The sequence below is a fragment of the Burkholderia sp. Se-20378 genome, from assembly GCF_017104665.1.
Classification (GTDB): Bacteria; Pseudomonadota; Gammaproteobacteria; order Burkholderiales; family Burkholderiaceae; genus Burkholderia; species Burkholderia lata.
The window spans coordinates 1-16,637 of record NZ_JAAGPG010000154.1 but is presented as its reverse complement, the minus strand read 5'-3'; the positions used below and the strand labels follow the sequence as shown (position 1 = coordinate 16,637).

Below are 16,637 nucleotides of genomic sequence, written 5' to 3'. Positions count from 1 at the left end.
CCGAGAAGCCGCGCCCCTGCTCGCCGGCGCGCGCGGCCTCGACCGCCGCATTCAACGCGAGAATGTTGGTCTGGAACGCGATCCCCTCGATGGTGCCGATGATGTCGCGGATGTTCTTTGCGCTGTCGTCGATCTCGCTCATCGTCGCCACCACACGTCCGACGACTTCCCCGCCCGTCTCCGCGACGGCCGACGCATTGGCGGCGAGCGAGCTCGCCTGCCGCGCGTTCTCGGCATTCTGCCGGACGGTCGACGTGAGCTGCTCCATGCTGGCTGCGGTGCGCTCGAGCGCGACGGCCTGCTGCTCGGTGCGCTTCGACAGATCGAGGTTGCCGGTGGAGATCTCGCCCGACGCGGCCGCGATCGCCTCGGCACTGACGGCGATCTCGCCGACGGTCGCCGCGAGCCCCGTCTGCATCTCGGCCAGCGCACGCACCATGCTGTCGCGGTCGTGCCGGCCCAGCTTGATCGGTCGCGTCAGGTCGCCGCGCGCGATGTCCGCGGCGATCGCCTTCGCGTGCGCAGGCTCGCCGCCGAGCTGCGACGCGAGACGGCGCACGACGCGCTCGGCGATCACGATCGCGAGCACGATCAGCGCAACCGTCATCGCCGCGATCATCGCGAACGACGACGAGAAAATGGTCGCGGACGCATCGAGCGTCGCCTTCGACTTCGCGCCGCGTGTCTTCACGAGTTCGGCGACGATTTTCTCGAGCTTGCCGGTTTCGACCAGCAACGACACGTCCTGCGTACCGACCTGCCAGTTCATCTGCGACAGGTCGAGCGGCTGCGCGCGCACGAGTTCGACGAAATCGCGCAGATGCGCACTCCATGTGCCGACTGCCGTCGAGAATGAGTGCAGCCGCGCCGAATCGTCGGCATCGGCCGGATCCGCGTAGCGCTGCAGCGTGCCGAGCGCCTGGCCGATCGACGTGAGCCCCGCGCCCACCTCGGCGCCCAGTTCGTCGCGCTCCTTCGCCGTGGTCGCCGTCAGCAGCATCTTCTGGGCGCGGCTCGCGCGCAGTACTTCGGCCCGGACCTCCTCGGCCGCGCGGCTCGCAACGTGGCCCTGCTCGTAGACCGACGCGATCGACGCATTCAGCCGGCTGATCTGCCAGAGCGAAAACATGCCGATCGCCAGCGTACCGGCGAGCAGGATCGCGAATGCGGCGCGCAACGTCGCCTTGACGGTCCACGGCCGGCGCTCGCGACGCGCCGCCCGCAGGCGCCGGGCGGCGCGACCGGCGGCACCGTTGGGTGCGGCGGGTGCCGTACCTGGCTGTGGATGCAAAGATGCTGCTTTCATCGAACTATCCCCGTATTGATCACGCGGCCGGAAAGGTCGGTCCCGGCGTTCCCGCGATGGCTGGCCATGCCGCGCGTCCTGCACCCGCACCGGCGGATAGCCGGTGCCGGGCGCGGCGCGCCTGTTGTCATTGGGTCGTTCTACGGCCGCCACCGCCGTTTCTTGAGTCCGGGAAACCACGCACCGGCCCCGGGCGCGCGCCCGCTAACGGGCAGACGCGCCGCCAGCGTTATACCCGGTCAAAAAAACGGGCACCGGACGATCCGTCAGATGAATGTCCGATTCACGATAAAACTTGTCCGGACATTCTCGATGCGCCACATTACACTTCTTTGACGCAGCAACGATTCAAGACGCGCCACTCCCCAGCAGCGCGCGCCCGCCACCTCAACTCGTTCAGCTCTCACATGGAAACCAGCCTCGACACCGGCTCCGCCGGCGCAGCCGCCACCCAGCCGTCCGCGCCACCCGTCGCCCGCACCGTGTACCCGGTGCTCGGCGCGATCAGCTTCTCGCACATGCTCAACGACATGATCCAGTCGTTGATCCTCGCGATCTATCCGATGCTCAAGAGCCAGTTCGCGCTGTCGTTCGCGCAGATCGGCCTGATCACGCTCACCTACCAGATCACCGCATCGCTGCTTCAGCCGCTCATCGGCCTCTATACCGACAAGCGTCCGAAACCGTATTCGCTGCCGGTCGGCATGGGCTTCACGCTCGCGGGGCTGCTGCTGATGTCGGTCGCGCCGAATTTCCCGATGCTGCTGGTAGCTGCTGCGCTCGTCGGCTGCGGCTCGTCGGTATTTCATCCGGAATCGTCACGCGTCGCGCGGATGGCGTCGGGCGGCCAGCACGGGCTCGCGCAGTCGGTGTTCCAGGTCGGCGGCAATGCGGGATCCGCGCTCGGGCCGCTGCTTGCCGCACTCGTGATCATTCCGCACGGCCAGCACAGCATCGCGTGGTTCTCGGCGGCCGCGCTCGTCGCGATGATCGTGCTCACGCAGATCGGCCACTGGTACAAGAAGCATCCGTCGATGAAGAAGAAGGCTGCGGCGGCAGGCCATCCGACGCTGTCGCGCGGTCGCGTGATGGGCGCGATCGGCGTGCTGGTGCTGCTCGTGTTCTCGAAGTACTTCTACCTCGCGAGCATCAACAGCTATTTCACCTTCTACCTGATCGACAAGTTCCACCTGTCGGTGCAGGCCGCGCAGATCCACCTGTTCGTGTTCCTCGCGGCCGTGGCGGCCGGCACGCTGATCGGCGGGCCGGTGGGCGACCGGATCGGCCGCAAGTACGTGATCTGGGTATCGATCCTCGGCGTCGCGCCGTTCACGCTGCTGCTGCCGTACGCGAACCTGTTCTGGACCAGCGTGCTGACCGTGATCATCGGCATCGTGCTCGCGTCGGCATTCGCCGCGATCCTGGTCTACGCGACGGAGCTGATGCCCGGCAAGGTCGGGATGGTCGCGGGCCTGTTCTTCGGCTTCGCGTTCGGTCTCGGCGGAGTCGGCGCGGCCGTGCTCGGCCAGCTCGCCGACGCGACGAGCATCACGTTCGTCTACAAGGTGTGCTCGTTCCTGCCGCTGATCGGCGTGCTGACGGTGTTCCTGCCGAACCTCGAAAGCAGCCGGCGCAAGAAGGCGTGACGAGCCGGCTGCGGCGTGCGCGCCGCGGCCGGTCGAATGGCTCGAATGAAGGAAGGAAGCAAACGACGGCGGCTTCAGGCCGCCGTCGTCGCATGCAGCGTCAGGAAACGCTTGAGGATGCCGGACGAATAGCTGCTCGCGATCGCCGACAGGAAGTGCGAAAACGACTGCGTCGCGTGATCGTCGGCCGTATCGGAGATCGTACGCACGATCGCGAATGGCACCTCGTGCTCCGCGCAAACCTGCGCGATCGCGGCCCCTTCCATCTCGACCGCGAGCGCATCCGGCAGCGCATCACGCAACGCGACGACCTCGCGCTCGCTCGACACGAAGCGGTCGCCGCTGATGATGAGCCCCGCATGCAGCGTCGCACCGGCCAGGCCGAAGCGCGCGGCGAACTGCGAGCCCTCTTCCTCGACGAACTGCGTGCACGCCGCCCGCAGGCTCGCGGTCAACGCCGCGTCGGTTGCGAAACGCGTGATGCCGAGCAGCGGCACCTCGTAGCGAGGAAAGAGCGGCGACGCATCGAGATCGTGCTGCAGCAGCGTGTCGGCCACGACGACGTCGCCGACGCGCACCGTGCGCGACACGCCGCCCGCGACGCCGGTGAACACGACGCCCGCCACGCCGAACACGTGGATCAGCGCGCTGACCGTCGCGGCGGCCGCGACCTTGCCGACCCGTGCAAGCGTCACGACGCAGGCCGCGCCGTGCACGGTGCCGACGTGATAATCGCGACGGCCGAGCGTGACCGTCTTCATCGCGCCGTCGGCGCGCATCGCGGCGATCAGGTCGCCGAGTTCCTCGGGCAGCGCGGCCAGAATGCCGAGCGGACGAGCCGCAGGCGTCACATCCATGTCGATGCCCATCATTCCACCGCCTGCAGTTTCGCGACCGCGAGCGCGAGCCACTTCTCGCCGTGCCGCTTGAATTTCACCTGCGCCTTCGCATCGGTGCCGTTGCCCTCGAGCGCGGTGACCGTGCCTTCGCCGAACTTGGTGTGGAACACCTGCTGGCCGACCCGGAAACCGGCATCGGCCGCGCGCTGCTTGTTCGCGAACGCGGGCAGCGGCGCGGATACGGCCGGGTCGACGATCTGCTCGCGACTGCCGCCGCCCGGCCGCGCGAACCAGTCGCGCCCGTACCCGGCGTTGTCCGACCGACCGCCCCAGCGCGAACCGGCCTCGACCTTCGGCGTCAGCCACTTCAACACGTGTTCGGGCAACTCGTCGAAGAAACGCGAGCGCACGTTGTAGCGCGTCTGGCCGTGCAGCATCCGGCTCTGCGCGAACGACAGGTAGAGCCGCTCCTTCGCGCGCGTGATCGCGACGTACATCAGCCGGCGCTCTTCCTCGAGGCCGTCCGATTCGAGCACGCTGTTCTCGTGCGGGAACAGCCCCTCCTCGAGGCCCGTGATGAACACGGCCGAGAATTCGAGCCCCTTTGCCGCGTGCACCGTCATCAGCTGCACGGCGTCCTGCCCGGCCTGCGCCTGGTTGTCACCGGCCTCCAGCGATGCATGCGACAGGAAGCCGGCGAGCGGCGTCATCGTGTCGGGGTTCTGTGCCGGGTCGGCGGGCGATACCGGATCGAGCACGTCGACCGCCGGATCGTCCGTCGCGGTGCCGAGCTCGGGCGCCGCGATCGCGCCCGCGCGCAGCGGGATCGAACGAGCCGGCGTGTCGAGCCCGTAGCCTTCCTCGGCGATGAACGCGGTGGCCGCGTTGACCAGTTCCTGCAAGTTCTCGAGACGATCCTGGCCTTCGCGCTCGCCCTGGTAGAAATCGGCGAGACCGCTGGCGCGCACGATGTGCTCGACGGTGTCGGGCAGATTCATGTGCTGCGTGTCGGCGCGCATCTTCGCGACCAGGTTCGCGAACCCGCCGAGGCTCGTGCCGGCCTTGCCCGTCACGTACGGAATCGCGGCGGCCATCGAGCAGCCGTACAGGCGCGCGGCGTCGGCCAACTGCTCGATCGAGCGCGCACCGATGCCGCGGGTCGGGAAGTTCACGACGCGCACGAACGCGGTGTCGTCGTTCGGGTTGTCGATCAGGCGCAGGTACGCGAGCGCGTGCTTCACTTCCTGACGCTCGAAGAAGCGCAGGCCGCCGTACACGCGGTACGGGATGCCCGACGACATCAGCGTGTGCTCGATCGAACGCGACTGCGCGTTGCTGCGGTACAGGACGGCCACTTCGCTGCGCGCCATCCCGGTATTGATCAGCGAGCGGATCTCCTCGACGATCCAGCCGGCTTCCTGCGAATCGGTGCTCGCCTCGTACACGCGCACGGGCTCGCCGTGGCCAGCGTCGGTGCGCAGGTTCTTGCCGAGGCGGTGCGCGTTGTTCGAGATCAGCTGATTCGCCGCGTCGAGGATGTTGCCATGCGACCGGTAGTTCTGTTCGAGCTTGATCAGGTTGCGCACGCGGAATTCGTCTTCGAAGTCGCGCATGTTGCCGACGTTCGCGCCACGGAACGCGTAGATCGACTGGTCGTCGTCGCCGACCGCGAAAATCGCGTTCTCGCCGCCCGCGAGCATCTTGAGCCACGCGTACTGCAGCTTGTTGGTGTCCTGGAACTCGTCGACGAGGATGTGCCGGAAGCGCGCCTGGTAGTGCGCGCGCAGCGGCGCGTTGTACGCGAGCAGTTCGTAGCAGCGCAGCAGCAGCTCGGGGAAATCGACGACGCCCTCGCGCTGGCACTGCTGGTCGTATGCCTGGTACAGCTCGACGAACTTGCGGTTGAAGTTGTCGGACGCGTCGACCTTGTCGGGACGCAGCCCCTGCTCCTTCGCGTTGTTGATGAAGTACTGCACGTTCTTCGGCGGGTACTTCTCGTCGTCGACGTTCGCCGCCTTCATCAGCCGCTTGATCGCGGACAGCTGGTCGGCCGTATCGAGGATCTGGAAGGTCTGCGGCAGGCCGGCGTCGCGCCAGTGCGTGCGCAGCATCCGGTTGCACAGGCCGTGGAACGTGCCGATCCACATCCCGCGCGTGTCGATCGGCATCATCGCCGACAGGCGCGCCATCATCTCGCGCGCGGCCTTGTTCGTGAAGGTCACGGCGAGCACGGTGGGCGGCGATGCGTAGCCCTGCTGGATCAGCCACGCGATGCGGGTGATCAGCACGCGGGTCTTGCCGCTGCCCGCCCCTGCAAGGATCAGCGCCGGTTCGTTCGGCAACGTGACGGCGGCGAGTTGTTCGGGGTTCAGATTGGCGAGCAGATCGGGCATGGAGCGGCAGCGGACGGGCGAGAAAAATGCGGACCCGACATTATAAGTCGGCCGCGCGATGCTGTTCCCGATCCGTTCAACGGCACGTCACGAGCGCGCTGCGGCCGTGTCCCGACAGGCCCGCGCCGGCAAGGCGATGGCTGGTCGATGTGCATCCATTTATAATTGTCAGATTCGGCATCCAATTCACGCATTTTTCGGCAGATTTCCAACATGAGCGACAACACGCTTGCGAAGAGCTTCGAGCCCCACACCATCGAGTCCCAATGGGGGCCGGAGTGGGAAAAGCGCGGCTATGCGGCCCCGGCCTTCGATCCGGCCCGCCCCGATTTCTCGATCCAGTTGCCGCCGCCGAACGTCACGGGCACGTTGCACATGGGCCACGCGTTCAACCAGACGATCATGGACGGCCTCACCCGCTACCACCGGATGCTCGGCGAGAACACGCTGTGGGTGCCCGGCACCGACCACGCGGGGATCGCGACCCAGATCGTCGTCGAGCGCCAGCTCGACGCGCAGGGCGTGTCGCGCCACGACCTCGGCCGCGAGAAGTTCGTCGAGCGCGTGTGGGAATGGAAGGAAAAATCGGGTTCGACGATCACCGGCCAGGTGCGCCGCCTCGGCGCCTCGCCCGACTGGTCGCGCGAATACTTCACGATGGACGACAAGATGTCGGCCGCCGTGCGCGACGTGTTCGTCACGCTCTTTGAACAGGGTCTGATCTACCGCGGCAAGCGCCTCGTCAACTGGGATCCGGTGCTGCTGACCGCGGTGTCGGACCTCGAAGTCGTGAGCGAAGAGGAAAACGGCCACCTGTGGCACATCCGCTACCCGCTCGTCGACGGCTCGGGCTCGCTGACCGTTGCCACGACGCGCCCGGAAACGATGCTCGGCGACGTCGCGCTGATGGTCCACCCGGAAGACGAGCGCTACGCGCACCTGATCGGCAAGCTCGTCACGCTGCCGCTGACGGGCCGCGAGATCCCGGTGATCGCCGACGACTACGTCGACCGCGAGTTCGGCACGGGCGTCGTGAAGGTCACGCCCGCGCACGACTTCAACGACTACCAGGTCGGCCAGCGCCACAAGATCGCGCCGATCGAGATCCTGACGCTCGATGCGAAGATCAACGACAACGGCCCCGAGCAGTATCGCGGCCTCGACCGCTTCGACGCGCGCAAGGCGATCGTCGCCGACCTCGACGCAGCGGGCTTCCTCGACTCGGTGAAGCCGCACAAGCTGATGGTGCCGCGCGGCGACCGCACGGGCGTCGTGATCGAGCCGATGCTGACCGACCAGTGGTTCGTCGCGATGACAAAGCCGGCGCCGGAAGGCACGTTCAATCCGGGCAAGTCGATCACGGAAACGTCGCTCGACGTCGTGCGCAGCGGCCAGATCAGGTTCGTCCCGGAAAACTGGACGACCACCTATTACCAGTGGCTCGAGAACATCCAGGACTGGTGCATCTCGCGCCAGCTGTGGTGGGGCCACCAGATTCCCGCGTGGTACGGCGAGAACGGCGAGGTGTTCGTCGCGCGCAACGAGGAAGAAGCGCGCGCGCAGGCTGCCGCGAAGGGTTACACGGGTGCGCTGAAGCGCGACGAAGACGTGCTCGACACGTGGTTCTCGTCGGCGCTCGTGCCGTTCTCGTCGCTCGGCTGGCCGAACGAAACGCCTGAACTGAAGCACTTCCTGCCGTCGTCGGTGCTCGTCACGGGCTTCGACATCATCTTCTTCTGGGTCGCCCGGATGGTGATGATGACCACGCACTTCACGGGCAAGGTGCCGTTCCACACCGTCTACGTGCACGGCCTCGTGCGCGACGCGGAAGGCCAGAAGATGTCGAAGAGCAAGGGCAACACGCTCGACCCGATCGACATCGTCGACGGCATCGACCTCGACACGCTGGTCGCGAAGCGCACGACGGGCCTGATGAACCCGAAGCAGGCCGCGACGATCGAGAAGAAGACGCGCAAGGAATTCCCGGACGGCATCGCCGCGTTCGGCACCGACGCGCTGCGCTTCACGATGGCGTCGATGGCGACGCTCGGCCGCAATGTGAACTTCGACCTCGCGCGCTGCGAAGGCTATCGCAACTTCTGCAACAAGCTGTGGAACGCGACGCGCTTCGTGCTGATGAACTGCGAAGGTCACGACTGCGGCAGCGACAAGCCGGAAGTCTGCGGCGCGGGCGATTGCGGCCCGGGCGGCTACCTCGACTTCTCGGCGGCCGACCGCTGGATCGTGTCGCTGCTGCAGCGCACGGAGGCGGACATCGCGAAGGGCTTCGCCGATTACCGCTTCGACAACATCGCAAGCAGCATCTACAAGTTCGTGTGGGACGAGTACTGCGACTGGTATCTCGAACTCGCGAAGGTGCAGATCCAGAACGGCACGCCGGAACAGCAGCGCGCGACGCGCCGCACGCTGCTGCGCGTGCTCGAGACGGTGCTGCGCCTCGCGCATCCGATCATCCCGTTCATCACCGAAGCGCTCTGGCAGAAGGTCGCGCCGCTGGCGGGCCGCTATCCGCAGGGCAAGGCCGAGGGCGAAGCGTCGCTGATGACGCAGGCGTACCCGGTCGCGAACCTGCAGAAGATCGACGAGGCGTCCGAACAGTGGGCGGCCGACCTGAAGGCGATCGTCGACGCGTGCCGCAACCTGCGCGGCGAGATGAACCTGTCGCCGGCCACCAAGGTGCCGCTGCTCGCAGCCGGCGATGCCGAGCGCCTGCGCTCGTTCGCGCCGTACGTCCAGGCCCTCGCGCGCCTGTCGGAAGTGCAGATCCTCGCGGACGAAGCGACGCTCGACAAGGAGGCGCACGGTGCGCCGATCGCGATCGTCGGGCCGAACAAGCTGGTGCTGAAGGTCGAGATCGACGTCGCGGCCGAACGCGAGCGCCTGTCGAAGGAGATCACGCGCCTGACGAACGAGATCACGAAGTGCAATGCGAAGCTCGGCAACGAGGCATTCGTCGCGAAAGCGCCGCCGGCCGTGGTCGAACAGGAGCAAAAGCGCGTCGCGGAATTCCAGAGCACGCTCGAGAAACTGCGCGCGCAGCTCGATCGGTTGCCTGCGTAACAAAGGGTAAGGTCGTTTGCGTTCACTATAATGGGGACGTGAACATAGACCGTCTGACAAGTCGATTACAGGAATAAAGGTTCGATCATGCTGAAAGTTACCAAGGCGGTGTTCCCCGTTGCTGGTCTTGGCACGCGGTTCCTCCCGGCAACGAAAGCGAGCCCGAAGGAAATGCTGCCGGTCGTCGACAAGCCGCTGATCCAGTACGCAGTCGAGGAAGCGATCGCCGCCGGCATCACCGAGATGATCTTCGTCACCGGGCGCAGCAAGCGCGCGATCGAGGACCACTTCGACAAGTCGTACGAGGTCGAGGCCGAACTCGAGGCGCGCGGCAAGGAAAAGCTGCTCGAGCTCGTGCGCAGCATCAAGCCGAGCCATGTCGACTGCTTCTACGTGCGCCAGCCGGAAGCGCTCGGCCTCGGCCATGCGGTGCTGTGCGCGGAAAAGCTCGTGGCCGACAACCCGTTCGCGGTGATCCTCGCCGACGACCTGCTCGACGGCAACCCGCCCGTGATGAAGCAGATGGTCGACGTGTTCGACCACTATCACAGCTCGGTGATCGGCGTCGAAGAGATCCCGCCGTCGGAGACGAAGTCGTACGGGATCGTCGACGGCAAGGAATGGGAAGAGTCGATCGTCAAGATGTCGGCGATCGTCGAGAAGCCGGCGCCGGAAGTCGCGCCGTCGAACCTCGGCGTGGTCGGCCGCTACATCCTGAAGCCGCGGATCTTCGAGCACCTGCGCGCGCTGAAGCCCGGCGCGGGCGGCGAGCTGCAGCTCACCGACGCGATCCAGGCGCTGCTCGCCGATGAGCAGGTGCTGGCCTACAAGTACCAGGGCACGCGCTACGACTGCGGCAGCAAGCTCGGCTACCTGAAGGCAACGGTCGAATTCGCGCTGCGCCACGCGGAAGTCGGCGCGGATTTCGACGCATACCTGCGCACGCGGGGCAGCGCACACCCGGCCGACTGAACGCGGCCAGGGCACGAGGGCTCGCTCCGGCGAGCCCGCCCTCACCTCACCGACCGACGCTCAGCGCGCTTCGGCCCGCTTCACCGAGACGACGCCCGGCATGCCGCCCGCGTCGTCTTTTTTCGTCTTGACGAGCCAGCCGCCGCCGTCGCCGAACGGCACCTTCGCGAGCGCGCTCTTCACGAGCGCCGGCGCGGCCTGCTGCGTGCCGGGATCGCGATCGCGCAGCGCGGCCGATACGCGGTAGACGTCGGCGCCCGATTTCGCGTCGACGAAGCGCAGCGTCAGCACATGGCGATACACCCGGCCCATGAACGGCAGCGCGAAAGGCGCCGGTCCGTCGACCGTCACGCATGCACTGCTCGCGGCGCCACAGCCGTCGGCGATCGCCGCGACCGAGGCCGGCTGCGTCGCATACGCAATCGACAACCGGTAGCGCGCGGCGGCGAGCGGCTTGGCTTCGAAGCCGCGGTGCGCGAGTTCGTCGCGCACGAGCGTCTCGATCTGCCGGTATTCGGCATCATTGGCCTGCGCGGCCGTCCGCACGAAATCATAGCCGTGCGCATCGGATGCGAACGCGTTCGGCTGCCCGACCGCACTCACGCCGGTCGTCACGCCGGCGCAACCCGTCAACAGCGACGCCGCCAGCGCGGTCGCTGCCCATTCCTTTCTCATGGCTTTCCCCAAATGCCTGCCGTCGCGCCCGGCCCTGTCAGGCGGACGGCTCGTCGATCGCGGGCAGCGACACCGTCACCGCGGTGCCGACACCCACCTCGCTGTCGACCGTCACGCTGCCCCCATGGCGCGTGACGACCGTCTTCACGAATGCCATGCCGAGCCCGGAACCCGAGATTTCGGGCCGCTCGCCGGCATGGAACCGCTTGAAACGCTCGAACAGATGCCGCTGATCTTCCGGCGCAATGCCGTATCCCTGATCGCGAATCGTACAGAACATCCGTTTCGACGCGTGCTCGACCGCCAGCGTACACGTGATCACGGTAGCGGACGGACTGTATTTGACTGCATTGTTCAGCAGGTTCACGAACGCACGCGTAATCAGCGAGCGGTCGGCGCGCACCCAGCACATGTCGGTGCCGACATCGGTGTCGACGCGAATGTGCTTCGCCTGCGCCTGCGGCCACACCTCGTCGCTCGCATCGATCAGCACGTCGACGAGGCTCGTCGCCTCGAGCTGGTACACCTGCGACTCCGCGCGCGCCAGCTGCACGAACTCGTCGGCCAGCGACAGCGCGCGGTGCGCATAGCGCTCGATCCGCGCGAGCAGCCCGCGCATCGCGTCGGTTTCGGCGCGGTCGCGCTCGATCTCGACGAGCGCGAGAATCGACGACTGCGGCGAGCGCATGTCGTGCGACAGCAGGTGCAGCGCTTCCTCGCGCTGCCGCTCGGCCGCGTGCAGTTCGGTCACGTCGACGAGGCCGGCGATCCAGCCCGTCACGCGACCCTGCGCGTTCGTGCAAGCCGCGTAGCGTAGCAGATGGTCGAGCCCGTCGCGGTCACGCACCTCGATGCCGCGCGCCATCGCGTCGTGCTCGGCCTCGAGCGTCGGGTCGAGTACCGCCGGCCAGTGTTCGCGGATCGCCACGTCGTGTTCGGCATTGCCGTCGACGGTCTTCATGAAGGTCAGCTCGCCGAGCGCGGTGCGCAGCGGCCGCCCTTCCGGCAGCGGCAGCGACAGGCGCGACCCGTAGCGCTTGGCCGCGTGGTTCGCGATCAGCACGGTGCCGGCCAGGTCGGTCACGAAGATCGGCTCGGGCATGCTGTCGAGGCTGTCCCACACGAAACGCTTCATGTCCTGCACGCGCTGCGCGGCTTGCGCCATCAGCGCCATCTGTCGCTCGAGCACGTCGCCGCCGACGCTGCGCGTGCGCGGCGCCTCGGGCAGCAGGTGCGGCTCGTCGGCGAGCCGCTGCAGCTCGCGGCGCAGGTACGACATCGTCATTTCCAGGCGCCGCCAGTTCCAGATCGGGTAGACGGCGATCAGCCCGAAGATCGCGGGCGCCGGCGACAGCCAGATGCGCGCCTCGAACAGCAGCGCCATGCTCGCGACGACGGCAAGTGCGGCAAGGCTCAGCGTCAGCAGCAGCGCGCGCCACGGCGACAGCATCAGGAAGCCGCCCAGCAGCGCGGCAAGCGGCAGCAGCGACGCGACGAACAGCCCGGCGCGTGACGCCGGCGAGATCGCGCTGCCGGTTGCCAGCATGTCGAGCACGTTGGCATGGATATACACGCCGGCGAGCGGCCCGAATTCGCCGGACACGGGCGTGGCAAAGCGGTCGTACAGCCCCGACGCCGTCACGCCGACGACGACGATCTTGCCGCGCAGCGCGTCGGGTTTCACGCGCCCTTCGAGCACGTCGTCGAACGACAATGTCGGATACGCGGGTGTGTTGCGGCTGAACGGGATCAGGTAGCGCCCCTCGCCGGTCGCGTCGCGCGACAGGTCGTGCGCATGCGCGCCGGGCGCCCCGCCGACCGGATGCAGCTGGCCGCCCTGGATCGCGCGATAGACGGGCACCATCAACTGCGGCCAGCGCACGCGGCCGTCGCTCTCGAACAGCGCCACGCTGCGTACGATGCCGTCGCGGTCGAATTCGAGGTTGATGTGGCCGAGCCCGACCGCGCGCGCCGCGAGCGCGGCCACCGGCGGATCGACCGCGCGCGTGCCGTCCGCCTGCTCGGGGCTCAGCAGCACGGGCAGGAAGGTCGGCACGTGGGTCATCGCGTCCGCGAACGCGCGATCTTCCGGCGACGGTTCGGTAAACAGCACGTCGTAGACGACGGCGGCCGGTTGCGCGCGCGCCAGCGTATCGAGCAGCCGCGCATGCACGTCGCGCGACCACGGCCAGCGGCCGAGCGCGGACACGCTCTGGTTGTCGATGTCGACGACGACCACGTCGGGCGACAGCGGCAGGCTGCGCAGCATCAGGAGCCGGTCGTAGATCAGGCCGTCGACGCTCGACGACAGGCGGCCGAGCGCGCACGCGAGGATCACCGCGATCCCGAGGCAACCGATCGCGATCCATTCGATCAGGAAGCGGCGGCCGAGGCGCCGCCGCGGAGAAACGGAATCGGGTTTCATGCGCCGCGGATCAGCGCGACAGCGTGAACGCGCTGACCGGACTGGTCTTCTCGTAGAACTTGCCGCCTTCGAACTCCTCGACGGTCACGGCCCAGAAGTAGTCGCCCGGCGGCAGGTGCGCGACGGTGATCTGGCGCGTATGCAGGCCGACCTGGTCGACGACCGGCGCGCTCAGGTCCTTCGAGCGCGACAGCACGAACCGGTAGCGCGCACCCTTGCCCGAACCGTTCGGCGACCAGCGGAACTCGTAGCCGCCGGCACCGGGCGACGCGCTCGCGTCGAGCCCCATCACGCGGCGTTCGAACGCATACGTGCGCGGCCGGCCCTCGAGGCCGTTCGCATCGATCGCGGCGACCCGCACGAAGTAGTTCCCGTTCGGCACGTCGCGGAAGACCGCGCGCGGCGAATCGGTGCGCGTTTCGCGAAACAGGTCGAGCAGCCCGGCGTCGTGCGCGAGCTGGACGCGGTATGCCTGCGCCTGGGCGAGCGGCGCGACGTCGAATGCGACCTCGGGCTCGTCCTGCACCTTGTCGGGATGCGCGAGCGCCGGGGCGGGCAGCAGTTCGACGGGCGCGCCGACCGCGCCGGACGATGTCGCGACGCTGCCGAAATTCGCATGCACGAGCGTCGGATCGGCCGACTGGCGGCCGCCCGCGACGCCGACGGTGCCGTCGAGCACTTCGACGCGCGTCGACGCATTGCCGGCCGCGTCGTAGTTCACGCGGAAGTGCGTGCCGCGCACGCCGGCCACGACCGACGGCGACCGGATCTGGAAGCGGTCGTCGCGTTTCTTCAGATGGGTGACTTCGCTGTCGACCGAGCCGCGCGTGAGTTCGAACTCGCGATCGAGCGTGCCGGTCAGCACCGTGCGGCGCAGCGCCTTCAAGTCGAGCTGGCTGTCGGGCGGCAGGCTCATGTGCGTGCCGTCGGCGAGCTCGAGCGTCACGAAGCCGTTCGGGCCCGTGCGCACGCGATCGCCCTCGGCGAGCGTCGCGTCGTTCGCGAGCGGCGCGTAAGCGTCGCCGGACGCGCGTTCGGCCGTGCCCTGCACCGCGATGACGCGGGCGGTGAGCTTTTCCTTGCGCAGGCGCGCCACCGGCAGCTTCAGCGCGATGCCGGGCTGCAGGTGCTTCGGCGCGGGCACGCCGTTGATCTGCTGAAGCAGTTGCCAGTCGCCCGCGCCCTGCAGGTAGCGCGCGGCGACGTCGTACAGCGTGTCGCCCGCCTGCGTGTGGTAGACGACCATCTTGCCCGCCGCCGCGGGCGGCTGGGCAGCCGCATGCTGCGCGGCGAACGCAAACGCGACCGCGCTGGCTACGCGCAGTGCTGCCGTGCGCAGGTTCGCCGTGCGCTGCGTGATTCCCGTGGTCACTCCGGTTCTCCCTGGCCGACCCGCTCGAGCCGGTAGCCGTAGCCGTAGATCGGCGCGAGGCGATAGCCGTTTTCGGGCCGCAGGCCGAGCTTGGTGCGCAGCATCGAGATGTGCGTGTCCATCGTGCGCGACGGGATGTCGGTCGCCTGCTTCCACACGAGATCGAGAATGTGCGCACGCGACAGCGGCCGGTCGAGATGCTGGAACAGCAGCAGCGCGAGTTCGAATTCCTTCTGCGTGAGGCTCACGGCCTTGTCGCCGACGTAGGCCTGCTTCAGGTTCACGTCGAAACGGAATTGATCGAATTCGCGAACGGTAGCCTCGGCGTTGACCGGATACGCGCGACGCAGCAGCGAGCCGATGCGCGCGCGCAGGATCGGGCCCGACACGGGCTTGACCACGTAATCGTCGGCGCCGGCGTTGAGGATCTGCGTGATCCCCGCCTCGTCGTCCCGGCTGGTCATGAAGATGATCGGCAGGCTGTGCTCGGTCTGATTGGCACGCACCCACTTCAGCACTTCCTCGCCGGACATGTCGGGTACGTTCCAGTCGAGCACCAGCAGATCGAACGTCTCGCGCTGCAGACGCTTCTTCAGGGCCTTGCCTTCCTTGAACGCATAGCACGTATGGCCAACGGCCGTCAGCGTTTGACTGACGAAATCCGTCTGGGCCGGATCGTCATCCAGTACAGCAATTCTCATAGCACCCCGCAAATCGAAATCGATTCGTCCAGTTCAGCTCCCCGCCCCCACCCGGCCGCGCAGCACGTGCGCGGCTTCCGGATACCGGCCGGCGAGCCGTCGTTCGCCGCTCGCGCCACCTGCGCAAACCGGCGACCCCGGCAAAATATCTCAAAAACGGGGCACGGACGAACCGGCGATTTCATCATAGTAGTATGAAATTCGCCAATAAATTGCGCGGACTACCGTCTTTTCTTCGAATAATCCTTCCTGCCGCGCAATCGAGCGCCTAATCGGCACCCATGGTGCCCGCCACCGGCTCGGCGACGTCGTCGGCCGGCACGCGATGCGACAGCGGCTCCGGACGCGCCGGTTGTGCAAGCATCCGCTGCAGCTGGCCGCGCACACGCTCCCACGCGGTGGCCGCGTAGTCCGGCTGGCTCGCCGCCCACGCCTGCGCCAGATCGAACACGCGCTCGATCGTCGCACCGCAGTAGGTCAGGCCCGAGCCGTCGTCCTGTGCGGCATCGCGCAGCCGTTCGTCGAGCCACTCGGCCAGCCACGGCATCTCGGCCGCGGCCGAATCCGCGTAGGCCTCCAGCGCGGCACGCGCGTGGCGATCCTGTTGCGGGTCGAGCTCGATACGGCTCAGTCCCGATACGCTGCGTTCCGCTCCGGACGGACGTCGAATGGTCCCTGGTCTGAAGGACATGTCCTCTCCCGTTTGTACGACGGTAGCGTCTGGCATGGCCCCCGTGCCCGCCGTACGACGTACCGTGGCCGGCGCATCCGCTGGGAGCGGACGACCGGCCGGGTCAGTATACGCAGCCGATCACGCAGCGAGGTTTAAGAATTGTCAGAAAAGTGTGGCCGATGCCGGGCGCGGCCGGCGCCGTGATGCGGGCCGTCAGCGGCGGCGCATCAGGAACACGAAGGTCTTGTCCTGCGTCGTCGATTCGACGATCTCGTTGCCCGTCTGCTTCGCGAACGCGGCGAAATCGCGCTGCGAGCCGGGATCGGTCGCGAGCACCTTGAGGATTTGCCCGCTTTCCATATCGGCGAGCGCTTTCTTGGCACGCAGGATCGGCAACGGGCAATTGAGCCCGCGCGCGTCCACTTCCTTGTGAATCTGCATCGGCTGTCGACCTTCGAATGACGCGCCATTCAAGGCGCGGAGAGAAGCCGTGATTTTACCGCAGCGCCGCCTTGCCTGCCCGGGCCGCCAGCGGCCCGGCGCCTGCGCCGCCG

Annotated in this window: 12 protein-coding genes; 3 read left to right on the top strand and 9 right to left on the bottom strand. The window is 67.5% G+C overall.

Annotated features, from left to right (window positions below; translation table 11 throughout):
- Positions 1–1,306 (bottom strand): methyl-accepting chemotaxis protein (locus G3N93_RS17970; protein WP_206133629.1); only part of this gene is annotated, 1,306 nt, incomplete at its 3' end.
- A 407-nt stretch (positions 1,307–1,713) separates the two neighbouring features.
- On the opposite strand from G3N93_RS17970, the gene G3N93_RS17965 reads away from it, so the two are divergent.
- A complete protein-coding gene (locus G3N93_RS17965; RefSeq protein ID WP_174934523.1) occupies positions 1,714–2,952 on the top strand; it encodes an MFS transporter in 1,239 nt (412 codons plus the stop codon).
- 74 nt (positions 2,953–3,026) lie between these two features.
- On the opposite strand, the gene G3N93_RS17960 is transcribed toward G3N93_RS17965, so the two are convergent.
- Positions 3,027–3,824: a 5'-methylthioadenosine/adenosylhomocysteine nucleosidase gene (locus G3N93_RS17960; RefSeq protein ID WP_206133628.1), complete on the bottom strand. Its 798-nt coding sequence runs from the start codon at positions 3,822–3,824 to the stop codon at positions 3,027–3,029.
- A complete protein-coding gene (locus tag G3N93_RS17955) occupies positions 3,821–6,184 on the bottom strand; it encodes a UvrD-helicase domain-containing protein (RefSeq protein ID WP_039347348.1) in 2,364 nt (787 codons plus the stop codon). Before G3N93_RS17955 ends, G3N93_RS17960 begins: the two co-directional genes overlap by 4 nt.
- Before the next feature lie 213 nt (positions 6,185–6,397).
- On the opposite strand from G3N93_RS17955, the gene G3N93_RS17950 reads away from it, so the two are divergent.
- Positions 6,398–9,265: a valine--tRNA ligase gene (locus tag G3N93_RS17950; RefSeq protein ID WP_206133627.1), complete on the top strand. Its 2,868-nt coding sequence runs from the start codon at positions 6,398–6,400 to the stop codon at positions 9,263–9,265.
- A gap of 87 nt (positions 9,266–9,352) precedes the next feature.
- Positions 9,353–10,237 carry a UTP--glucose-1-phosphate uridylyltransferase GalU gene (gene galU, locus G3N93_RS17945; RefSeq protein WP_174934535.1) on the top strand — a complete coding sequence of 295 codons (885 nt, stop codon included), beginning with the start codon at positions 9,353–9,355 and terminating at the stop codon, positions 10,235–10,237.
- A gap of 60 nt (positions 10,238–10,297) precedes the next feature.
- Here galU and G3N93_RS17940 read toward each other — a convergent pair whose 3' ends face one another.
- From G3N93_RS17940 to G3N93_RS17915, 6 genes are all read right to left on the bottom strand, one after another.
- Positions 10,298–10,912: a DUF4136 domain-containing protein gene (locus tag G3N93_RS17940; protein ID WP_174936406.1), complete on the bottom strand. Its 615-nt coding sequence runs from the start codon at positions 10,910–10,912 to the stop codon at positions 10,298–10,300.
- Positions 10,913–10,949: 37 nt separating this feature from the next.
- Positions 10,950–13,337 carry a CHASE2 domain-containing protein gene (locus G3N93_RS17935; RefSeq protein ID WP_206133626.1) on the bottom strand — a complete coding sequence of 796 codons (2,388 nt, stop codon included), beginning with the start codon at positions 13,335–13,337 and terminating at the stop codon, positions 10,950–10,952.
- Between the two features lie 10 nt (positions 13,338–13,347).
- Positions 13,348–14,709, bottom strand: a complete 1,362-nt coding sequence (locus tag G3N93_RS17930) for a FecR domain-containing protein (RefSeq protein ID WP_206133625.1) — start codon at positions 14,707–14,709, stop codon at positions 13,348–13,350.
- Positions 14,706–15,410 carry a response regulator transcription factor gene (locus tag G3N93_RS17925; protein WP_006490421.1) on the bottom strand — a complete coding sequence of 235 codons (705 nt, stop codon included), beginning with the start codon at positions 15,408–15,410 and terminating at the stop codon, positions 14,706–14,708. Before G3N93_RS17925 ends, G3N93_RS17930 begins: the two co-directional genes overlap by 4 nt.
- Positions 15,411–15,678: 268 nt before the next feature.
- Positions 15,679–16,101 carry a peptidase gene (locus G3N93_RS17920; RefSeq protein ID WP_174934542.1) on the bottom strand — a complete coding sequence of 141 codons (423 nt, stop codon included), beginning with the start codon at positions 16,099–16,101 and terminating at the stop codon, positions 15,679–15,681.
- 195 nt (positions 16,102–16,296) lie between these two features.
- Positions 16,297–16,524 (bottom strand): sulfurtransferase TusA family protein, encoded by a 228-nt coding sequence (locus G3N93_RS17915; protein WP_006402122.1) that lies wholly within the window; start codon positions 16,522–16,524, stop codon positions 16,297–16,299.
- Between the last annotated feature and the right edge of the window lie 113 nt (positions 16,525–16,637).

What these genes read in the sequence shown, in the direction of transcription:
- G3N93_RS17965 (WP_174934523.1), top strand. Translation starts at nt 1,714, where the DNA reads ATGGAAACCAGCCTCGACACCGGCTCCGCCGGCGCAGCCGCCACCCAG.
- G3N93_RS17960 (WP_206133628.1), bottom strand. Translation starts at nt 3,824, where the DNA reads ATGATGGGCATCGACATGGATGTGACGCCTGCGGCTCGTCCGCTCGGC.
- G3N93_RS17955 (WP_039347348.1), bottom strand. Translation starts at nt 6,184, where the DNA reads ATGCCCGATCTGCTCGCCAATCTGAACCCCGAACAACTCGCCGCCGTC.
- G3N93_RS17950 (WP_206133627.1), top strand. Translation starts at nt 6,398, where the DNA reads ATGAGCGACAACACGCTTGCGAAGAGCTTCGAGCCCCACACCATCGAG.
- galU (WP_174934535.1), top strand. Translation starts at nt 9,353, where the DNA reads ATGCTGAAAGTTACCAAGGCGGTGTTCCCCGTTGCTGGTCTTGGCACG.
- G3N93_RS17940 (WP_174936406.1), bottom strand. Translation starts at nt 10,912, where the DNA reads ATGAGAAAGGAATGGGCAGCGACCGCGCTGGCGGCGTCGCTGTTGACG.
- G3N93_RS17935 (WP_206133626.1), bottom strand. Translation starts at nt 13,337, where the DNA reads ATGAAACCCGATTCCGTTTCTCCGCGGCGGCGCCTCGGCCGCCGCTTC.
- G3N93_RS17925 (WP_006490421.1), bottom strand. Translation starts at nt 15,410, where the DNA reads ATGAGAATTGCTGTACTGGATGACGATCCGGCCCAGACGGATTTCGTC.
- G3N93_RS17920 (WP_174934542.1), bottom strand. Translation starts at nt 16,101, where the DNA reads ATGTCCTTCAGACCAGGGACCATTCGACGTCCGTCCGGAGCGGAACGC.
- G3N93_RS17915 (WP_006402122.1), bottom strand. Translation starts at nt 16,524, where the DNA reads ATGCAGATTCACAAGGAAGTGGACGCGCGCGGGCTCAATTGCCCGTTG.